At 48.1% G+C, this 21,641-nt stretch carries 19 protein-coding genes; 12 read left to right on the top strand and 7 right to left on the bottom strand.

Features of this window, described 5'->3' with window-relative positions; translation table 11 throughout:
* Positions 1 to 109: 109 nt before the first annotated feature.
* Both MKY42_RS32070 and MKY42_RS32065 read right to left on the bottom strand, forming a co-directional pair.
* Complete coding sequence (locus MKY42_RS32070; RefSeq protein ID WP_339847636.1) at positions 110 to 1,750, bottom strand: extracellular solute-binding protein; 1,641 nt, start codon at positions 1,748 to 1,750, stop codon at positions 110 to 112.
* Between the two features lie 20 nt (positions 1,751 to 1,770).
* Entirely contained in the window at positions 1,771 to 4,119 is a 2,349-nt protein-coding gene (locus MKY42_RS32065; protein WP_339847633.1) for an AraC family transcriptional regulator, read from the bottom strand.
* A 207-nt stretch (positions 4,120 to 4,326) separates the two neighbouring features.
* Here MKY42_RS32065 and MKY42_RS32060 point away from each other — a divergent pair, with 207 nt between their 5' ends.
* Both MKY42_RS32060 and MKY42_RS32055 read left to right on the top strand, forming a co-directional pair.
* The gene (locus tag MKY42_RS32060) at positions 4,327 to 6,942 is read left to right on the top strand and encodes an S-layer homology domain-containing protein (RefSeq protein ID WP_257031765.1); all 2,616 of its coding nucleotides are present in this window, start codon (positions 4,327 to 4,329) and stop codon (positions 6,940 to 6,942) included.
* A gap of 286 nt (positions 6,943 to 7,228) precedes the next feature.
* Entirely contained in the window at positions 7,229 to 7,993 is a 765-nt protein-coding gene (locus tag MKY42_RS32055; RefSeq protein WP_339847626.1) for an SDR family oxidoreductase, read from the top strand.
* A gap of 190 nt (positions 7,994 to 8,183) precedes the next feature.
* Here MKY42_RS32055 and MKY42_RS32050 read toward each other — a convergent pair whose 3' ends face one another.
* A complete protein-coding gene (locus MKY42_RS32050; RefSeq protein WP_090902822.1) occupies positions 8,184 to 9,131 on the bottom strand; it encodes an SDR family NAD(P)-dependent oxidoreductase in 948 nt (315 codons plus the stop codon).
* A gap of 201 nt (positions 9,132 to 9,332) precedes the next feature.
* Between MKY42_RS32050 and MKY42_RS32045 the strand changes: the two genes are divergently transcribed.
* Both MKY42_RS32045 and MKY42_RS32040 read left to right on the top strand, forming a co-directional pair.
* Positions 9,333 to 9,992: a TetR/AcrR family transcriptional regulator gene (locus MKY42_RS32045; RefSeq protein WP_177185813.1), complete on the top strand. Its 660-nt coding sequence runs from the start codon at positions 9,333 to 9,335 to the stop codon at positions 9,990 to 9,992.
* A 442-nt stretch (positions 9,993 to 10,434) separates the two neighbouring features.
* Positions 10,435 to 11,022, top strand: a complete 588-nt coding sequence (locus MKY42_RS32040; RefSeq protein WP_339847622.1) for a Crp/Fnr family transcriptional regulator — start codon at positions 10,435 to 10,437, stop codon at positions 11,020 to 11,022.
* Between the two features lie 27 nt (positions 11,023 to 11,049).
* On the opposite strand, the gene MKY42_RS32035 is transcribed toward MKY42_RS32040, so the two are convergent.
* Positions 11,050 to 11,766: a DUF4386 domain-containing protein gene (locus MKY42_RS32035; RefSeq protein ID WP_339847619.1), complete on the bottom strand. Its 717-nt coding sequence runs from the start codon at positions 11,764 to 11,766 to the stop codon at positions 11,050 to 11,052.
* Between the two features lie 131 nt (positions 11,767 to 11,897).
* Here MKY42_RS32035 and MKY42_RS32030 point away from each other — a divergent pair, with 131 nt between their 5' ends.
* Positions 11,898 to 12,863 (top strand): SMI1/KNR4 family protein, encoded by a 966-nt coding sequence (locus MKY42_RS32030; RefSeq protein WP_339847617.1) that lies wholly within the window; start codon positions 11,898 to 11,900, stop codon positions 12,861 to 12,863.
* Between the two features lie 129 nt (positions 12,864 to 12,992).
* Here MKY42_RS32030 and MKY42_RS32025 read toward each other — a convergent pair whose 3' ends face one another.
* Entirely contained in the window at positions 12,993 to 13,160 is a 168-nt protein-coding gene (locus MKY42_RS32025) for a winged helix-turn-helix transcriptional regulator (protein WP_339853195.1), read from the bottom strand.
* 314 nt (positions 13,161 to 13,474) lie between these two features.
* Here MKY42_RS32025 and MKY42_RS32020 point away from each other — a divergent pair, with 314 nt between their 5' ends.
* From MKY42_RS32020 to MKY42_RS31995, 6 genes are all read left to right on the top strand, one after another.
* Entirely contained in the window at positions 13,475 to 15,088 is a 1,614-nt protein-coding gene (locus MKY42_RS32020; protein WP_339847614.1) for a rhamnogalacturonan lyase B N-terminal domain-containing protein, read from the top strand.
* Between the two features lie 81 nt (positions 15,089 to 15,169).
* Complete coding sequence (locus MKY42_RS32015) at positions 15,170 to 15,688, top strand: hypothetical protein (RefSeq protein ID WP_339847612.1); 519 nt, start codon at positions 15,170 to 15,172, stop codon at positions 15,686 to 15,688.
* A gap of 257 nt (positions 15,689 to 15,945) precedes the next feature.
* A complete protein-coding gene (locus MKY42_RS32010) occupies positions 15,946 to 16,761 on the top strand; it encodes an SDR family NAD(P)-dependent oxidoreductase (protein ID WP_179262377.1) in 816 nt (271 codons plus the stop codon).
* 42 nt (positions 16,762 to 16,803) lie between these two features.
* On the top strand, positions 16,804 to 17,538 hold the full coding sequence (locus MKY42_RS32005; protein ID WP_111620262.1) for an SDR family oxidoreductase: 735 nt from the start codon (positions 16,804 to 16,806) through the stop codon (positions 17,536 to 17,538).
* 67 nt (positions 17,539 to 17,605) lie between these two features.
* A complete protein-coding gene (locus MKY42_RS32000; RefSeq protein WP_339847605.1) occupies positions 17,606 to 18,025 on the top strand; it encodes a MarR family transcriptional regulator in 420 nt (139 codons plus the stop codon).
* Positions 18,026 to 18,056: 31 nt separating this feature from the next.
* Entirely contained in the window at positions 18,057 to 18,431 is a 375-nt protein-coding gene (locus MKY42_RS31995; protein ID WP_339847602.1) for a helix-turn-helix domain-containing protein, read from the top strand.
* 60 nt (positions 18,432 to 18,491) lie between these two features.
* On the opposite strand, the gene MKY42_RS31990 is transcribed toward MKY42_RS31995, so the two are convergent.
* Both MKY42_RS31990 and MKY42_RS31985 read right to left on the bottom strand, forming a co-directional pair.
* Positions 18,492 to 19,562: an SDR family oxidoreductase gene (locus MKY42_RS31990; protein ID WP_339847599.1), complete on the bottom strand. Its 1,071-nt coding sequence runs from the start codon at positions 19,560 to 19,562 to the stop codon at positions 18,492 to 18,494.
* Positions 19,563 to 19,810: 248 nt separating this feature from the next.
* A complete protein-coding gene (locus MKY42_RS31985) occupies positions 19,811 to 20,308 on the bottom strand; it encodes a DinB family protein (RefSeq protein ID WP_339847596.1) in 498 nt (165 codons plus the stop codon).
* 172 nt (positions 20,309 to 20,480) lie between these two features.
* Between MKY42_RS31985 and MKY42_RS31980 the strand changes: the two genes are divergently transcribed.
* Entirely contained in the window at positions 20,481 to 21,638 is a 1,158-nt protein-coding gene (locus tag MKY42_RS31980) for a response regulator (RefSeq protein WP_090902847.1), read from the top strand.
* Positions 21,639 to 21,641 lie beyond the last annotated feature (3 nt).

The following is a 21,641-nucleotide window of genomic DNA, read 5'->3' as shown; positions in this document are numbered from 1 at the left end:
AAATAGCGTGTCTCAGGTTCATTCAAACAAAATAACACGAACAAGGGATGTCCCCTGTCATATTTATGACTTATGGGATATCCCCTTTTCGGTTCCTTCACTCATTTATTTACTCATTCGCTTCCTTCACCACTTCCGCACCTCCTGCGGACATGAACTCCTGTACAAACTCATCGAACTCACTGATCGGCCGCTCCCCTGAGATAAAAGCGATATAGGCTTTATTTTTCAATCGGATCAACAAATCACTGTATTTGGCCAAAGCGGGGGTAGCGACCTCCAGCGCATTATAAATACCGTCCTGATCGAGGTGCAGTGTGGCCGCCCATTGTTCCCGTTCTCCCGTCTGTTTCAGCGGCACAGTCATGCCGATATTGGCGCCAATCGTATTCTGATACCCGAACATGGTGTCATATGGCGGCATGATGACGATGTTTCGGGGTTCCGCTGGTGTCCAGACCCAGTGTTTATTTTCTACCCCGTAGGTCATACGTGCTGCTTTATCTGGATCTGGGCTTGCACTGACTTCGTCCAGAATGCGCAGTATCATCTCCAGCTTGCCGGGTTCTTTGACCGCATCGGCTCCAATGGAGGTGAAGCTCATTAACATGTCATTTCCTTTGGAGCCGCGTTGTCCGTGGGGTCCGGTGAACGGTTTACCGAAAACAACCCGTGCTTCAGGGAACTTGGCCGTTAATTCTTTCACATTAAACACAGCTTGTGCGGGACTTTGTACCACTTGACCGTCACGCTCAACACGCCAATCCTCATAATCGCCATCCTGAATCCAGTGGTAGTAGTTGCCCATCGAGGTCATCCCGATTTTACCGTTAATGAATGCATGAGACAGGTGTTTGTAGCCGCCTTTATTCTCGCCTGTGACAAACTCAGGATCGATCACGCCATCCTTGTACCATTTACGCAGGTAAGTCAGCGCCTCTTTCATCTCGGGCTCGAGAGCACCGATGACCTTCTTCCCATCCTTTGAGCCAAAGTACAGCTGATCTGCAAAAACAATCTGACCGAAGGCACCAAATACAACGTTCATGCCTTCACTGGACAAGCCGTACGTATCCTGGATGCCGTTGCCGTCGGGATCATCAAAGGTAAATGCATAGATGACTTTCTCGAATTCCGCCAGTGTCTGCGGAACAGACAACCCCAGCTTGTGCAGCCAATCCTGCCGATACACCACAGGTGTACGGTAGATGTTGGTCGGATTAATGACAGGAATTCCGTAATATCTGCCGTCAATTACACCCGTTTGCTCATAAGCAGGCGCCTGTTCATGGATGATGCGCATCAGATTCGGGGCATATGTGTTCAGCGTCTCTACAGGAATATCGGCAAGCACCCCTTGCTGCTGGTACTTTAGCAGGTCCTGTGGCTGACGAATGCGAAACAGGTCGGGAATGTTACCTTGAGCTAGCTTCATGTCGAGAAGTGACTCGTATTTATTGTTTTCCATATTCCAAATGTCCAGATCCACACCGAATTGATCCTCCACCACCTTCAACATCTCGGCATCTTGCGGTACAGGCAAATTCTGATGCATCGTCCACGAGATATGGTATTTGGCTTTCGGCGTGAGGGGGGATAACGCGCTGCCTTGCTTCGATTCTACAATGGCACTGGGCGCGGTCAGCAGATTGCAGCCGCCAAGAACAACGCCCATCATTGTCAGCAGTGCAGTAGTCAGGAACAGCTGATAGCCATAAGGCGTCTTCGCCTTCGGTTCCTTCATATTCATCCCGCCCATCCTCCTCATACTCATGATCCGGCCTCTGGCATCACTGCCGAAGAGAGGTTGCGTACATAATGACCCGGTGTGCAGCCGTACATTTCCTTGAAGCGTTTTATAAAGTAGGCTGTGGTGCCATACCCGACGGAGCTTGCGATCCGATCAATGGTCATATTGTTGTTCTCCATCAATACCTTTGCCTGTTCCATTCGGCGGGATGTCACATAGTCGGTATAGGTAACACCCATCTCTTCCTTAAAGAGCTTGCTCAGATATTTTGGACTAAGAAATACCTTCGTTCCAACAGCTTCCAACGAGAGGTCTTCGGACAGATTGGCTTCAATATACTGCTTCGCCAGTTCAATGGTCGATACGGCCCGCTCACTGTTGCGCTTCTCGGTTTCTTTAACAAATGTTGTGACCGACTCCACCAGCCAGCTGCGGTACGCGAGAACATCATGGAGATTCGTGTATTCATGATACAGATCAGGGTGGCCGAACTGAAGGGGGTGCTTGTAGCGTACGTTTTTCACCACATCCGAATAGATAAATACCATGTTCGACAGGATAAAATGGCAATAGTCAGCGGGATATTGCCCTTCCTGCATATGTTCAACCACCTGTTCAACAGTCACTATCACTTCATCCATCTGCCTGCTCTGGAGTTTGTCCCTGAACTTGGCTAGCATCGCCTGAGGAATTTCATCCATATTGTGCTCCCGCTGGAGAATGCTGCGGTCCTTCAGAATATGGAGCTCGGGCATGAAATACGCATATTTCATCAACGCCTGGGCCTCGCTGAAGCTTCTGTGCACATCGGCCAGCTCCTGCACCCAGGAGCCTGACGACAGCTGGAGATCAAGCTGGAACTGCTGTCGTGCCTCTGACAATAGAAGCTGGGACAGCTTGTCCAGCAGCGGTTCAGACGCTATATCCGTACACAGAATAACCGCCAGCTTCTTGTCCGGCAGTTCCTCGGCAATCAGGCGGCTGTCCGGTAAGGACAGGGACTCCAGCCCATGGATAAATCTCGATATGACGGATGGCAGGTTCTCCGAGCTAAGTCCGATGTGGGATACTCCGGTATTTAGAAGCAAACAGCTGTATGCATGATATGGGTGTAAGATGCCCAGTGCAGTCCGTTCTTCTGCCCACTGTTCTCGGCTATAGCCGCCATGCAGCAGATTCAGTACAGCGTTGTGCTTGATTGCCGGACTGTTCGCCAGCAGCGTTTCCTCAAGGCTGCTCACCTTATCGTTTAATTGCATGAAGGCATTGTCGATCAGCCGGTATTCATTCGTAATCTGCGTTGCTGCCGGACCGGATAGGTCCTTAATCCGGCTGACGAGGCGTTTGATCGGGCTGTAGTTGGCTCTGAGCAAAACGGCTGACAGCGCCAGACCGATCACGATGGCGATCATGCAGATGCCGAGGATGAGCTTCTGTACCATGATCGACTGCTCATAATAGAAGCTGGACGGCATTGCGCTATAGATAGTCCATCCTGTCAAAGGCAGGGTCTGGTAGGACACAACAACCGATGTATTGCCAATCTTATCGTCAAAGCTGCCCTTGGCGTTTCCGGACTGCAGTGTTTTCCTGATACTGGCATCGTATTCCCGCGGCTGCCCAAGAGTATCTGCATTGGCATTGCTAATGGTGTTACCCATCGGGTTAACGATAAATGTGCTTTTGTATTGTGAGGGCATCATATTCTCGATGATGCTGCTAATCGCGCTTTCTTTAACATCTATTGCAATATAGACATCTCCGGTCTCGCCAGTGGACTGAAAAGGATAGCTGTGCGTGTACGTCAACAGGGCGTTGCTGCCGCCACTTGTGCCACCTGGCACACTGGAGAAAATGTCCTGCGGAACCTGGCGTGAAGCCGTCCACAGGCTATTTTGCTTGCTGGTGCGCATGTCCTGAAGCCAATCTGAATAATAAGCCGAGCCTTCCCCTTGATCGGCGTTGTAGCGCAGGCCGTAAAGCGAAGAAAGCATAATATTTTGTCCAGGATAATAAAGATGTATGGCCTGAATCATGTCCGCGTTGCCGGCAACCTTGGACTTAAGTAACTCCTGTAGGTCAATGACACTGTCCAGCCCGCTCCGGGTAGATGGTTCCGCGAACAGTCGAATATCCACAGACTTGTCGAGTGACAGATCTACATACATTTGCTGCACCCTTTGCAGGATCGTTCCTTCAATGGTTCGTGTTGTATTTTCCAGAATCAGCTGATTCTTGTTCTGCAATTCCTCATTGTAACTGCGCGAGAAATAGATATAGAAGAAAGAGCAGATGAGCAGCACAATGACGACCACGATGGAACCGTACGAAATCGCCAAACCCGCCCATGCGGAGCTCCATTTTTTCATGAGGCATTCCTCCCGGCGACGATTATACACTACCTGATTCCATCAAAATTCACGATTTATATTAAGTGAATGTTAAATGTCGAAAATAGGCGATATTTCTCCGAAATTGATACAATGGCGAAATTGTTTTATTGCTGGTTAAGCGTGCCGGATGCTACATTGAGACCGATTCGAGACCAACTACAAAACGATGGGAGTCGAAAAGATTTGAAAACGAAAGCCAACAAAAACAAAAAGAAAATGTTGACCGCTGCTATGGGTGTCGTGCTCATATCCAATTCAATTGCATCAAGTGCTGCGCTTGCGGCGCCAAGTGATTCGCAAGTTCCATTACCGCAGGAGCCGGCTTGGGGTTATTTTGTAGATACGTATAAGAGCAACAGTAATTCAAATACAACCGTTGAAACGAATGCGGCTGTTGGTACATTGTCCAAGTTTTTGGATCTATGGACACCGGGTAATTCCTGGGATAACGGGACCAAGATTAGAGCGGATATCCTGGATTATAACATTCAGTATGTAGCCGATCGTGCTGCAACCCGAACCAAGGCAGACGAAGAGGCCGCTTATTATACAGATCGTACTAACCAATCGTATGGTGCTGTAGATGGTCTGGGTTCACTTGCCAACGTCTATCGTGAGATATCAGGTACATTTACTTCCATTAAAAGTATTCCGGAAGATGCCACAACAACCAAGTATACGGATGAAAACGGAACGAACAAGGCCGGAGATTCAGATTCCAGGCTTGGCAAAATGGTTGACTTGATCGGAGCTGTGCGTGGCAACTCAGCTTCTTCCAACCCTTCAAAAAATTTCTTCCAGTACATGCGTCCATTTCGCTGGTTGAAGACTGACGAGGTTGTTGTGCCTACGCTGAGACCATTAATTAAACCAGACACAGAGGCTGCATCAGATGGAGGCTTCCCTAGTGGACATACCAATGCCTCCTATCTTGCTGCACTTGCACTGGCGTATTCCGTTCCTGAGCGATTCCAAGAACTTGTGACCCGTGCTTCAGAAATGGGCGATGACCGGATCGTAGCTGGAATGCACTCCCCGCTTGATGTAATCGGCGGCCGCGTTCTGGCAACTGCACTTGCTGCGGCAGCCCTGAATGATCCGGAAAATCAGCAATTGAAACAAGAGGCTTACCAACAGGCGCATGACGTGTTATTGAAGGAGACCGGAACAGCAGAAGACCGATTTACCGACTATGAGAAAAATAAGGCTGAGTATACCGAGCGTCTGACCTATGGCTTCCCGCAGATCGGTTCCACAACGGAGCCTATGCCAGTCCCTAAAGGCGCAGAAGTGCTGCTTGAGACCAGACAGCCTTACCTGAGTGCGGATCAGCGTCGTGCGGTACTGGCGACAACCGGAATTGCCTCAGGCTATCCTGTACTGGATGATCCCGAGGGCTGGGGACGCCTCAATCTGTTCGCTGCGGCAGATGGATATGGTGCATTTAACAGCGATGTAACGGTAGTGATGGATGCGAGCAAGGGTGGTTTTAACGCGGTGGACGTTTGGCGGAATAACATCTCCGGTACCGGCAAGCTGACCAAGGAAGGCAGCGGTACATTGAAACTGCGGGGGGCGAATACGTACTCTGGTGGTACTCAGGTTAGCGCGGGTACATTGGAAGGCGATACAGCTACTGCGTTTGGTAGTGGCGATGTGGTCAACAACGGGGGTACGGTTACCGAGAGCGTAACTGGCAAATGGAACATCGAGGGCAACTTCGCGCAGGCTGCTGACGGTACGCTGGAGCTGAACGTAGCTTCCGCAAATGACGTGCTCGACATTAAAGGTACAGTGAACACCGCCGGAACACTGCATGTGAATTTTGCCAGCAGCTATGTACCTGGTGCGGGTGAGATTACGCTTGTAAGCCATGGCGCTAATCAGCAAAGCGGAAAATTCACCTCTGTTCAGGTGGATGGCCTGCCAAGCAAATATAATGCCCAGGTGAAGTATGAGAGCAACCGCATCGCCCTGGCGATTACGGATACAACAAGTCCGGGCACAACGCCGACAACCCCAACTACACCGGGTACAGGTGGTGGCTCGGTCACTACACCAACACCGTCCACACCATCAACGGGTCCTGGAACGGATTCGGGTACGGTGACCACGCCTCCTACAACAGAACCAACGGTACCGCCAGCAACACAGGTGAATCCGTTCAAATCAAGTGTTGTGAGCCAGGAAACAGTACTGAAGACGGTTAATGAAGCCATTGCCGCAACGAAAAATGAACAAAAGACATTCAGCGATATTTCTGGTCACTGGGCCAACCGAAGCATTGGGGCTGCCGTGAAATTACGTATGTTGGAGGGTTACGAGAATGGTTCGTTCCGGCCCAATGCGTCCGTTACCCGAGCTGAATTTACCGCAATGATTGCCCGGGCATTTGGTCTTGGCGAGAATTCGGCTTCGGCTAGCTTCAAAGATACGAAGTCAAGCTGGGCTGCCGGATATATCAGCGCACTGGCTGACAAGGGAGTCATTACTGGCTATGCGGACGGCAGCTTCAAACCAAATGCGACGATTTCCCGCGCCGAGATGGTGACGATTATTGCTCGTGTGCTTGATCTGAACGTACTTGCTACTAATGCTCCGACAAGCTTCAGTGATGTGGACAGCAGTAACTGGGCAGCGGAGGCAATTACGCAGGCTTCATCGGCCAATCTGGTGCAAGGGTTATCCTCTTCCGTGTTCTCACCGAGCGGCAAAGCTACACGGGCTGAAGCCGTGACGATTATTATCCGCGCACTGGAGAGCGACAGCTCAATCAAGGCACTTATCGAAGGATTGTAAACTTCGTGGTTGAAAGATTGTGTATGCTCTGAGCGAGAGTGGAAGACTTAACTGAAGAGAAAAGTGTTTCCTCAAAAATGGAAAGGGCAGGATGGTTCGTGTAATGCGAACCATCCTGCCCTTTTTGATATGTTTTGGAGATATATTCATCATGTCTGAGCGGTACAAACGATGAAAATATATGGTTTTAGATGCTGCTCTCTTCGGGGGGAAATTAAAGAGCAACATTTCAAAAATGGCTCCGTGATATAACTATTCTTGAAATTAGGATAGAGGAGATGAGCACATGAACAGCTTGAAAGGTAAGATGGCTTTAGTTACTGGGGCGAGCCGAGGGATCGGCAGAAGCATCGCGCTCCGATTGGCACAGGAGGGCGCATATGTGGCAGTCCATTATGGAAACAGACAGGATGATGCGGCAGCCGTTGTTCGCCAGATTGAGCAAGAGGGAGGCAACGCCTGCATGATTGGTGCTGACCTAAGAACGATGGACGGTATTGATCACTTATTTGCTGAGCTGGATGAGACTATCCGGAGTCAGACAGGGGCCAGCGGATTCGATATTCTGGTTAACAATGCGGGGATTGGGCAGATCGTTGGGATCGAGGAGACGACAGAAGCATCCTACGAGGAGGTCATGAATCTGAATGTAAAAGCACCACTTTTTGTGACGCAGCAGGCTCTGTCCCGAATCAATGATGGGGGTCGTATCATTAACATTTCGTCTTTTGTGACCAGGGTTGCTTCCCCGGGAGTATTTACTTACAGCATGTCAAAAGGAGCAATTGATACGTTTACGCTGCTTCTTGCCAAGCAGTTAGGGAGCCGCAATATTACGGTGAACGCCATCCAGCCGGGAATTATTAATACCGAGATGAATGCTGGGACGTTACAGAATACCGAGGGACAAAAATATGCGGCTGGCCTTTCCGCCTTTGGCCGATGGGGTGAGCCAGAGGATATTGCAGATATTGCTGCATTTCTGGCCTCGCCGGACAGTCGCTGGGTCACGGGACAACTGCTTGATGCAAGCGGCGGGTCGCATCTATAACTGGTGGATAAGCCGCTTACGTAGTAATTGAGGATACCGTGCGCCGCTATGCGTTTCAGCATCTTCGACGTCGCGAGCCATATGCCGCTCGTGCCGCGAATGATCACCGCCCGCTTCGCTTTGTACCGTTCCATGCGTACTCTCCTTGCGACGCCAGCGGCGCCTAGCTGATTGTGAACTTTTTGGTACGCTAAGACAAGTCGACGCCGGAGACACTGACGACGGCCTGCCACGCGGCTTCCTGGTTGGCGCGATCGTGGAGGTGGGGCTCGAGCTGCACCACGATTGGGCCTGAGAACTTCCCTTTGGCCGAGGCGAAGAATTGCCCTGAGACGTCGGTTCCGAACTCCGACGCCTGGATATAGCGATTGGCCGCGGTCTCCGGCGTCTGGTTCATTCCGGGAATGAGGTTCACGATTGGTATAAACACATACTTCAACAGCGGGTTAGCGCTTCGCTTCACGTTGGTGGCGGTCGCCCCACCGGGCGATACAGCGTACACAGCCATGCCGGACGGCAGCCGGCGCGCCAGCGCCGCGACCCACCAAGCGATGATCAGCTTCGCGTCGGCATACGCATTGTTGGGCACGTACTTTACGTTCGGCCCGTTGCGAATCAGGGCTTCAACAGCGGCGGTTCGGTCACCTTGATGGTATTTGGCCGCGAAGGCGGGCAGATCGGTGTATTTGAACATGGGCACGCCCCCTCGGGCAGGCTCCGCGCCGGCGATAACAATCCGCGCGTCGGGACTCAGTAGGTTGGCATTGAGCAACCCGACAGTCAGTTCATGATGACCAATGAGCGGGGCCTGAGATGCCTCGACGCCCGTCGCAGTAATATCGCGCTGCTTGAAGGGAACCAGCCCCGCATTGAGCAGCAAGAAATCAACCGGCTGACCTCGTTTGACCAGCTCGGCGAGGGCGGATTGAACGCTGGTCGGAGCGTCCAGATCCAGTTCCAGCGGAATGAAAACCTGTGTCTTGGTCTCAGCCGCGAGTTGAGCGGCCGTTTCTTGAACCCGGGCCAGGCTGCGCCCGGTGATGATGACCTGGCGGTAGCCCTCGATGGCGAGCTTGCGGGCTGCCGCATAACCTAGCCCAGAGGTGGTGCCGGTGACGAGTGCGATCGAATGTTTCATGCGTATTCTCCTCCTGAGGTTAGGGTTGATTTGCAGATTATAAACTGTGTGTGATAAAAACTGGACTAGTTAGTCCATAGTAACATTTGTGGAACGAATAGTCCAGTACATGGTATAATATTGGTGAAAATTCGCGGTCCTATACTTTCAGGATAGGAGATTACTGCAAAAAGAATGAAAAAGAAAGAGAGGAGAAAGCTTATGCCAAACAACGGGTCTTTAACTTCACGCGGGCAGAACAGTAGAGAGCGTATTCTGACTCAGGCAGCCCAACTTGTTTACGAAAAGGGCGTCCGGGGTACCAGTCTGGACGATATGCGGGTCGCAGCTTCCGCCAGTAAAAGCCAGATATATCACTATTTTGCTAATAAGGAAGATTTGATCCTTGCGGTTATTGAGCGGCAAACCGTCAATGTGCTGGGTGTGCAACGGCCTCTCCTGGAACATCTGGACAGATGGGAAAACTTGGAAAAATGGATTAATATGATTATAGAATCACAGGAAAGCCGCGAGTGCGGGGGAGGATGCCCGCTCGGTTCACTGGCTAGCGAACTAGCCGACCAGGACGAGGCAGCCAGGGTGGCCCTGGTGCATTCTTTTGACGAATGGGAGCAGTACTTTATTGATGGATTTAGCAAGATGAAAGAGCGGGGTGATCTTCGGGCCGAGACTGACCCAGCTGAACTGGCTTGTGCAATTATGACCAGTCTACAGGGAGGGCAGCTCTTAACCAAGACCCGCAAATCGACCCGTCCTATCAAAATTGCCCTTCAAATGGCCTACGCTTATGTATTGTCATTTGCGACCAACCCGCAGGACGTGGAAATGGCAAAAAAGGGACGGAGCCAAGCTAACCCATAAAAACGGTACGCTCTCAAGCGAGCTGCCAAAACCCTATAGTAATCGACAAAGGTTAGTTCTGTCCCGTTGTTTTAGGCCAATTTTAGGTGTCAGAACCTCTTAAAACTCCGATTGCGGCACCATAGTCAAACGTGAGCGTAAAGATAGCCCCCGCCTTGAAACAAAGAGAGGACTCTAATATGCTTATTTCTTGGGGGGGTTACATATCTCAGGCAGGATTAAATAAGCATGCTTACAAGATGAACATTGATGGAAGAATATTGGGGCGCTTACCTTTCCGGTGGCGCTCTTATTTCTTTTTTAGCTGAGTGGACCAATCTTGCCAAGGTGTGCAAAAAGAGATATTTTGAGAGTAAATGAAGTTCGTCGTTGCAAGGGTTAGCCTGGATAAAAAGAGACTGTGTCAAAACACGTTGAACCGTGCCAGATGAAAGGAGTATAAATGAAAAGCATACTGTTCAAATATATGAGTCAATTCACATCTCTTAACGAGCAGGAACAGCAGGCTATTGTTGAAGATATCCTCGTGAAGAATTATAAAAAGGGAACCGTGCTCCTTAGACAAGGGGAGGTTCCCGCCAAATGTTATTTTGTGCTTAAGGGATGTGTGCGGCAGTACGCGATAGATCAAGCGGGCAAAGAAGTGACCTCCAATTTCTATACTGAGGAACAAGCAGTCTCCATTTTCAATCGTCATCAGCACAATCAACCATCGGCCTATACCATAACCTGCCTGGAGGACTGTGTATTGGTTGTTGGTGATTTTCAAGCTGAGAACGACATTATTCTGCAATATCCCCCACTGGAAACGATGATACGCAAGATGGTAGAGGAAAACCTGGGCCAGGTTCAGGATGAATGGACATCATTTATTGCGTCTTCACCAGAAGAGCGATATCAAGCGTTATTGCGAAAACGACCCCATCTTGTCGATCGTGTACCCCAACATCAATTAGCCAGTTATCTGGGAATCACCCCAGAGTCATTAAGCAGAATTAAGAAGCGAGTTCATAGCCGTGATGCTAGATGAAAATGTGTTTCGTGGATAAACAGGTCATCATGCTCTTTGGGATTGCGTTCCGCCTTTAATCAGCATCCAGATGCCCAACACCAGTTCTCCTGCAACCATGGGTATAGCAAATACCAATTGAAGCACTGTAATCAGGGCATCATATGGGGAAAGAAACGTTTTGCATAGGTGAATGACAATATAGCCTACAGCAGCGAGCAGTACCAAAATACTGATTGTTTTGGGAATACGGTTTGATTTTAAAGCAACATAGCCCACGATTAACAGATGTGTACCAAAAACGATAAGGCCCACCGACCAGATCCGTTCAAATGCTTCCAGACAGAGCAACATCAGTGCTTGTGTCTGCTCTATTGGAAGCAAGGCTTGATCAGAATTTCCCGTGAGCAGCATGACGTTGAGCAGGTTCAGAATGGCGATGCCCAATAGCGATGAATAGGTGAGACGAAGGCAAGCTCCGAGCAGGGACAGGTATTTATGAATAGGCTTCAGGAAAATATACAGCCCCCACGAAACGACAACATCGCTCATCAGGATGATGACCCATCCCAAAATCTCGGCCTTGAACAGGCCATATGATGCTGTTATTTGGTTGAATGTAGTGCTGGCATCGCCGGGTACAACCAGTTTTCCATGGATATAACTATAGGAAAAAAATGCAGCCAGGGCCATAATAATGAGCGTAATTCCTGTAGATACAGCAGCTTTTCGCTCGTAACAATGTTCTTGTATGGATGTAGACATAAGTAGATTGCCTCCTGTGCAATAGGGTTGATGTTTATTTTAATCAGGAGCGGCCTGAGGGGCATTGACTTAAATCAAGACACACAAAATGATATAATTTCTACAACGAATAAGAGAGGGAGGCAAGATCAATGAATGATGAACTCTTGGAACGGCTAGAGGATTGGCATGAACAGGATGAATATGAAGAGATTGTGGATGCGATTACAGAGGTTCCGGAAGAGGAGCGGGATTATATTCTGGTCAACCATCTGGGTAGAGCGTTGAATAATTTGGAGCGTTACCAGGAGGCTGTGGAGCAATTCCTGTCGGTTGAAGCAGAGGGACAGAATGACCCGCTTTGGCATTACCGCATTGGTCTGGCATATTATTATTTGGAGCAATATGAGAACGCGCGTGAAGCTTTCGAAGCAGCGGACCGATTAGAGCCGGGAGATGAGGATACACAGGAGTTCCTGGAATGGATTCGGAATAAAACAGCAGGCGAGCTCACAGAGGAAGTGGTAGAGGAGCCCGTGGATACAGTCCACTCTGTTACTGGAATCACCATCGAAGCTGCACCTGGTATCCATCCAGAATCGACGAGCTTTTGGAATGACAGTCGAGCAAACGTCGATCAATATGTATTATCCCCGCCTACCGATGAGCAAATTGAAGCAGTGGAAGAGCAGCTGGTGTTCAAGCTGCCGACATTCTATATAAACATGATGAAACTACATAATGGTGGTGTGCCCCACTATCGCTATTTTCCGGTTAGTCAGGCGGAGAGTGATGAGAAGATTCTTATTGAAATTAGGAATATTCTGGGTGTTGGACGGGACAAGGCCCGTTCATTGTGTGGAGCAGCGGGCAGTCGAGTGATTATTGAGCAGGGGGGTTACCCCGAAATTGGTGTCATTTTGTGTGAGTGCCCTTCCGAGTCTGAGGTCGTGATGCTGGATTATCGTGAATCCGGCAATGCCGGTGAGCCCGAGGTGGTTCATGTGAATAAAGCAGAAGGCCACAAGATTACTTGGCTCGCGCCCAATATTGAGACCTTTATTCAAGGCCTGGTGAATGAGGAAAATCAACCTGCAAACCTTGAGGGTTCAGTGTAAAGAAGGTTATAGCTCCCTGTTATATAAAATATTGAAGAAGCTGCATCCCGTAACAAAGGGTGCAGCTTCTTCAGTTGGGAAACCTCTCATTCCGTGTGGTAAAAGAAGCGCGGAATGTTGGGGGCCAGATCATCGTCTGTTTTGTTGGCTGCGTTCGGGCGGCTCTGTCGTCGAATCCTCCCCATAAAGCTCGTTCAAATGATCGATGTGACCCTCGCCCCAGTCATTCATGGCCTGTAATGAAGGGGTCATCCGTTGCCCGTACTCCGTGATGGAGTACTCGACTTTGGGAGGAATCTGCTGATAGGTAGATAGCTATTTTCATTGCAACATTATGTAATATAATGGTATTATTTTAATGATATTACCAGTAAGTTAGATGCAGATTATTCCTATATAGGAGGCGGTAGTATAAGCGAATGATATGGAAGAAAGTGACCCCGTGGATATGCGCATGCAGCAGAATTACCGAGATGAGACACAGGCTCGTTTGTCATACATTATAATGTAAGCGCTTTACTTATGATTCAGATATCTATTATACGATATTTAAATCTGTTTTTGGCCCATGACGAAAACGTTAAAAAACGATTCCAGGGAGGAATTCGCTCGTGAGCAAACGTCTAATGAAAAAGGGAATCAGTTCGTTTCTATTCCTGGTGATGATGACAGCAGCGGTATTATATCCAACATCCACCGGACACGCAGCCACCATCTATGTTACGGATAACGGGTCGAGGATTGAAGTGAACACGGGAGCAGGACTGGTATACACGGTGAATAAAACCAATGGCGATATCATATCTGCCAAAATGAACGGAACGGAGCTGAACGGCTCCAGCAAGGGGTCCCATATCGGCTCTGGTTTGGGCTCAGCCAATGTAACCTGGAACACATCTCCTTCGGGATCAACCGTATTGATCACCGTCTCAACCAGCACGCTTACCCACTATTATTCATCACGTGGCGGTGAGAACATTATCTATATGGCAACTTACGTCACAGCGGAACCATCTGTGGGTGAATTGCGCTATATTTTCCGGGGCAACGGCAGCGTATTGACAGGGGTTCCGGCCAACTCGAATAATCGGAATAACACCGGCGCGATTGAGAGCCAAGATGTTTTTGGTTACGCCAACGGACAGAGCACCTCGAAGTATTATGGCAATGATCAGGCTAAGGATCTGACCATTCGAGGCGTTACGGGCAGTGGCGTGGGCGTGTTTATGGACTATGGCAATCGAGAGAAAAGTTCGGGAGGTCCGTTCTTCCGTGATATTCAGTTCCAGAGTGGTGGAGATACGGAGGTCTACAATTACATGAATTCAGGACATGCCCAGACCGAAAATTGGCGTATGGGCCTGCATGGGCCGTATGCCTTGATTTTCACCACCGGTGCAACGCCAAGCGTACCTGATTTTAGCTGGATGTCGGGTCTGAACCTGACAGGTTGGGTGTCCAGCCGAGGTAATGTCGTGCTTAATGGACTTTCTGGCATGGATACGGGTTATGCGTATACCGTTGGTTTTGCCAACAGCAACGCCCAATATTGGGTGAATGCCTCTTCAAGCGGGGCAGCTGCCAAATACAGCATGATTCCGGGTACATACACCATGACGGTGTATAAGGGGGAACTGGCGGTCTATACGGAAAGTGTGAACGTCACTGGAGGATCAACGACAACGCTGAATACGCGTACGATCAACAATGACCCAAGTAAAGCATCCAGCATCTGGCGCATTGGGAATTGGGATGGTACGCCATCGGAGTTCCTGAATGGCCAGACGATTCCGATCCGTCATCCTTCCGATAGCCGTAATCCAAGTTGGGGCCCCGTCAGTTATGCCACTGGCAGTGCAACCAACAAGTTTCCAGCGATTCAATTCCGTGGGCAAAACTCACCGACAACCGTTACCTTTAGCCTGAACTCTTCCCAAGCGGCATCTTCGCATGTTCTTAACATCGGTATTACGGCAGCATACAACAATGGAAGACCGAGCGTAACGATTAACGGTCAAACGTTAACGAATCCGGCAGCCTCATCCCAACCGAATTCGCGGAGCTTTACGATTGGTACCTATCGGGGCAACAATACAACCTTTTCCTGGAATATCCCGGCATCCTATTTCGTTAATGGGTCCAACACGATAACCATTACGCCAATCAGCGGCTCCAGCGATTTAGGCAATTGGTTAAGTGCCGGGTGGGTGTATGACTGTGTTTAATTGTTGAATTAATTTAGTAGGAGTGCTGAGGGGCGTTTATCTGCATACGATTTATATATTTTAAACAAAGCCGGTGAATGTATGTCTGGCATCAAACATTGTTCAGGAATATTGCACGTAGTGAATATTCTGGCTCTGATTCTTTTCTTGACGGCATGTACTTCTTACACCAACGTCTCTTCAGAAGGAGTCAAATCTTTTCGGCAGGATATCGAGCAAGATTTTCCTGTTATTCAAAAGACGGAGATTCGTTATTCCACACCTCGGGTCGAAGTCGCATATACGGTCAAAGCAGAACCGGATGAAGAAGAGATTCATCGACTTTTCACTCAAACCACAGCATTTATGATCAGCCCTTCTTTTCAAAGTGAAATTATTGATGAACAGTACCGCAGGAAATATCCAAGCTGGGGTGACCCGGAGCTTGCCGTGACTGTAACCTTACGCGGAGAAGATATATCTGCGTACCAGTTTACTTGCAAGCCAGAGAAATCCGAATCCGATTCTGGTAACGCGACATATGCTCAGTGGTACGTTCAGACACCAGATGATACGGTAGGCAAGCCTTATCCTGAATCTGGGATGGAGAATGAAAAGTGACACTATCAAAATTTTCAGAAAACATGGATCAATATATTGATTAAAAAACATGATGCAATACAGCCCTCAAATCCTTGAGGGCTGTATTTATATACATTTCACTTGCTTCGCTGAAGATATCCAAAATAAGGATAAAGGGCCGTATGCATTGCAGAACGAACATTCCTCTGCTATTATTTAGACATCTAATATTTAGTCATCTAAATAATAGGGCTGTTATTTATTTTCGGTTTCTTTATGAAAGGAGCTTGAGAACCATGTTGAGAATGAAAGACAAAGTAGCCCTTGTAACTGGAGGCGCTTCTGGAATAGGATTGTCCGCAGCCCAATTGATGGCGAGAGAAGGAGCAAAAGTCGTTATTGCTGATTTCAATGTCAATGGTGCTAAAGAAGCGGCAGCGGATATTCAGGCTCAAGGCGGAGAGGCAGTGGCCGTTTTTGTTGATGCCGGAGACGAATTTTCGATTAAGGAAGCTGTGGAGTTTACGGTGCAGCAATATGGTAAGCTCACGAGTCTGTTCAACAACGTTGGCCTGACCAACCTGAAGAAGGATTTGGACGTGGTTAACGTAGATCTGGACGAGTGGGATCGGCTGATGAACGTGAATCTGAAAAGCGTGCTGCTCGGCTGTAGATTCGCCATCCCTCATATGATTGAAGCGGGTGAAGGTTCCATCATTAATACAGCCTCCATGGCTGGTTTTACAGGAGATTTGGTGCGGGTTGCTTACGGTGCCTCAAAAGCAGGAGTCGTGAATCTGACAAAGTATATTGCCACCCAATATGGCAAGCATAACATTCGTTGCAATGCTGTCGCACCCGGATTGATCTTGACCCCGGCAGCACAGAATAATATGCCTCCGGATGTATTGGATATGTTCGCAAAATATAACGCACTGCCTTATCACGGGGAACCCGATGATATTGGATACACCGTCGTATTTCTGGCCTCAGATGAGTCCAAATTCATTACGGGACAGACCATCCAGGTTGAGGGCGGCCATTATATTGCCAACCCAACCGTTCCCGATTTTGAACAGTTTATGAAATCACACCATACGCCTAGCCATTAAAGCAGCGTTGTACAAATAAAATACGTTAGGAGCGTTTTCATTATGGGAAGATTAGATAATAAAGTAGCTATTATTACTGGTGGAGCTTCAGGAATTGGTGAAGGCATGGTCGATCTCTTTGCAAAGGAAGGCGCCATCGTTATTGCTGCAGACATTAATGAGAAAGCACTGGAGAAAGCAAGCCAAAAAGAGAATGTGTACGGAATGAAGTTGAATGTTTCCTCCGATGAAGATTGGGAGATATTAGCGAAAGTCGTTAACGAACGTTTTGGTAAAATTGACATTCTGGTCAACAATGCAGGCATTTCTTCAGAGAAGCCATTTGAGGAGATTGATGCACAGGATTGGCAAAAAATGCTCTCCATTAATGGCTTTGGTCCATTTGCTGGCATGAAACATGTAGCTCCGTATATGGCAGCACAAAAGAAAGGTTCCATCGTCAATATCTCTTCATACACCGCATTGATTGGACAAGGCTTCAACCACTACTCAGCATCCAAAGGCGCGGTACGCGCATTATCCAAAGCGGCGGCAACAACCTTTGGCCGTCAAGGTGTTCGGGTGAATGCTCTCTTCCCGGGGATCATTGAAACACCAATGACGCAAGCCTTGAACACGTCGAAGGAATTGCTAGACCGACTCGTTCAGGCAACGCCTCTTCAACGTCTGGGGCAGGCTGTCGATATTGCCAACGCTGCATTGTTCCTGGCTTCGGATGATTCTTCGTACATTACAGGATCTGAGCTGGTTATCGATGGTGGATACTCAGCCCAATAGCGTGTAAAATGATGACAGCCCTTAAGTTGAATGAGGGCTGTTGTTTTATTTTTACAAGGAGGATCACATGGAAGAACAGAACATTTTTGAGCTTATACACAACATGGACAATTTCACCAATAAATTGATTATACAGTGGAACAAATCGTTTAATGAGGACCTTGGCGTCTCGCATGTGCTGGTACTCAGTCATCTGAATCAAAATGGAAAAAGCCGACCTTCGGATATTGCCAAACTATTGGGTCTGACTCCGCCTACACTCAGCTATTTAGCTGACAAGCTGGTAGCCAAGGAATTAGCTGTCAGGATTGTAGATGAAGCTGACCGCCGCATTATATATTTGAACATTACCGACAAAGGGATTGAGGTCCTCGAAAGAGCAATCTTGGAGGGGCAGAGGCTGCGCAAGAATTTATTCCAGAAGCTGACCGAAGAGGATCGGGCCCAATTAGTAAATATTTTTGAGAAGATGAATCGGGAAGATTGAGCAATAGCCTGGAAGGGAGACAGAAGGTGATATGGAGGAGCCGCTCAAAGTATATAACACCGCAGTTGAAGCTTTTCTTGAAGTGATCGGGGGAAAATGGAAGTCCGTTATTCTATTCCATCTTACCTTTGGCAAGAAACGTAATGGTGAGCTGATGAAGCTGATCCCTGCAATCACCCAGAAGGTGTTGACTCAGCAACTTGGTGAACTAACGGAGGCGGGGGTCATTGTCCGTATTTCCCATCATCAGGTCCCGCCTAAAGTGGAGTATGAATTAACAGAGTATGGGTGGAGCCTTAAAGAGATTCTTCATCTGATGTGTAGGTGGGGCGACATACACGTGGAGAATGTTTATGGTGATCGAGGAAAAATTCTGTTTAAGCCGCCAACTACTACGGACCGTTGAGGAACTGATATAAGCCGATTCTGGAATTCACGAATCGGCTTATTATGCATTTTATTTACTTTACGGAAGGATCTTGCGCTCACGAAGATTTCTGAAAATATCCATAAACATAGCCTCAGTGTCAATGAATTCATGAAATCCGAAGCGGCGAGCTTTGGAACCATCTGCGAAGAAGTCATAATCCCACGAGAAGACAAAGTCACCAAATACCCAGGAAGAGACATCATCATAAGGGGTGTTTACCAAATCATACTTTTCAATCATGGATTTCCAAAGATCTTCTTTATCTCCCATAACGGTTGCAAGCGAGAGAGGCAGGGGTGGTGCCGTTTCCAGTTCGAAAAATGCAGCAATTTTGGGCCAAAGTTCATTCCAGCGGAACAGATCGCCATTGGTGATATTAAACGCCTGATTGGCACAGCGAGGTTCGGTTGCTGCCCATACAGTTGCATGAGCCAGCAATGTGGCATCAGTCATTTCAAGAAGCGAATGATACGCTCCTGGTTTCCCAGGGAATCGAAGTGGCAAGCCAAGCTCCTTGGAGATAGACGCATAGACGCCAATAACCATGGCAAGGTTCATTGGATTACCCAGGGCAAATCCACATACAACGGACGGGCGCAGGGCTGACCAGGTCCAGCTACTTCCAGGTTGCCGATTCTCTAGAAACATTTGCTGATCGACATTGAATTCAGGGGGCATATGGTGTGCATCTGTTTCTTTGGCAGGTGTTTTGAATGGACCCAGATGTGCACCGTACACTTTATAACCTTGCATTAGGCTAATATGTTGGAGATTTGGAGCGATCGGTTCGATGGTATTCACCACATTGACGAGCATAGCCAAGTTGGGCTGTACCAATTCGGCCCAGGTTGGTCGATCCTGATACGCGGCGTAGAAAATATGCGTAACGGTCGTTAAATGACTCAGTTTGTCTTGTGTGTCTGCTTCGTTCAGTAAATCAGCTGATATATAACGCAACCTGGGGACATCTTCTCCTCCGCGGCGAGATACACCAATGATATCCCATTGCGGAAGTGTCATCAGATAATCGATGAGGTTTCTTCCAATGACACCTCCAGCACCGATGACAAGCGCGGTGTAACGGTTAACCAATTGTTCGGTTTTCAATGGACATGCTCCTCTCTTCTTCTGTTCATATTGTGGGTCAGAAAAAGAAGGATGAGAAGTACGCACCTCAAAGTCATATACGTACCTTGAAGTAATATATGAGCCTGGTGCAGGATATGAGCGTTATAATCTGCATTTCAATGGATGTTACTTGCCTATAACCACAAGAAGCTGTAAAAGGAACAATCGTCCTTTCACAGCTTAGATGTGTCTGTATATTCGTTTAATAGATCTGTTGTAAATATGGTTTACGCCGGATATCCGCCACCTGGTGGTGGCCATGCGCCGTAGAAACGACGAAGCAGAACAATTTCGCCCAGATGGTACGAGTTATGGGAGGCGATATTGCGCAGCAGCCCTGCTTTGGTTTCCCCAGGGAAATAGAGCAGTGGATCATCTAATTGTGCTGTTTCTGCAATGGCTACGGCTTGATCAACCCCATCCAAGAATGCCTGAATATCTGCCTTCCACGTGGCTTCATCCTGAGGACCTTTCTCTTCAGGCCAGCTCTCACTCACGTTAGAAGGGGGCTGGGGCTTGCGCCCTTCCAAGTGTTCGAGCATGAAGTGCTGCCAATAATGCATATGCTTCACCAACTGATAGATCGTATAAGGCATGGCCTCGTGCGTACGAGCAGCAAGTGTGACATCGATATCGGGTAGTGCAAGAGCGATGCGGATATGACCGCGTTCTCCCACCAATGATTTGACAAGGGCTTGTCCAAAGCTTTGATTAGCATCTGCCATGTGGAATCTTCCTTTCTTCTGGATCAGGTCGGTTGACCCGTCTCTATATAAGTATTATACAATTAAATTGTGGGAAATTAAAATAAGGTAATCGCAACCCAAAACACTTAAACTTACATGGTATAATAGTGGAAATAAATCTCAAGACTCTAGGGTCGAGGAGGAAGCTCCTGTGAAAGTGATATTGGTTGACGACGAACGTCTAGCGTTGATAGGCCTTCAAAAATTACTAGAAAAAGAAGTAAGTGGCATCGAAATTATCGCTACATATATGAACTCTACAGAGGCCATGGCAGGTATTGTGGAGAACCGCCCTGATGTTGTATTTCTGGATATTCATATGCCAGAGATGGATGGTATGGATCTGGGAAGACAGATTCAGGCAGCAACACCGGGCACCGAAATTATATTTGTGACCAGTTACGACCAATATGCGGTGCATGCCTTCGAGTTACAGGCTTTGGACTATGTGATGAAGCCCATCCAAAAAGATCGATTGATGCAGACGGTGAGCCGAGTCCGGGAGAAACTGAGCGTAAAACGCAAGCTGCGGTCAAAGGATACGGACGTACCTTTAATTTGCTGTTTTAATCAGATTCAGTTTAAGCTTCCAGGCAAGGATATCCAGGTTGCCAAATGGCGCACAAGCAAGGCGCAGGAGCTGTTTGCATATTTACTTCATCACCGGAATCACACAATTCATCGCAGTGTGTTGCTTGAGATGCTGTGGCCTGAATTAGAAGAGGACAAGACGGTGCATCAACTCTATACCGCAATGTATCATGTCCGTCAAACCCTGAAAGCATGCAATATGGATATGGTCACCATTCAGAGTGGACACTTGGAAGCGGGATATCGACTCGAATTGGGTGAAGCTCAGTTGGATAGTGAGCAGTGGGAACGGGAAATCAGGCAATGGAAAGTGGTAGACGCAAGTACCGTTCATGCGTATGAGCAAGCGCTTTATCTATATAAGGGTACCTATCTTGGCAATTATGAATACATGTGGGCTGAACCTGAGCGGGAAAGATTACGCTATCTGTGGTTGTACCATATGAGACAACTAAGTCTGTATTACCAGCAGCATGGGCTGGCGGAAAAAGTGATCGAGAGTACACAACGTATCCAGCATATGCTTCCGGATGAAGAAGAAAGTTATTTTATTCTAATGAAGTTATACGATGAAATGCACAACGATCTCGGTGTGGAGGAGCAGTATCGTCTCTTAACCACCAGAATGGAACAAGATTTGGAGATACCGATCAGTGAGAACATTACCGAATGGTATCAGGACTGGAAGCTCGGTTTAACCAAAGTCATGAAAATATAATTG

The organism is Paenibacillus sp. FSL W7-1088, from assembly GCF_037969855.1.
GTDB lineage: Bacteria > Bacillota > Bacilli > Paenibacillales > Paenibacillaceae > Paenibacillus.
Note: the sequence above shows the minus strand (reverse complement) of the source record. Positions and strands in the feature narration are given on the sequence as shown.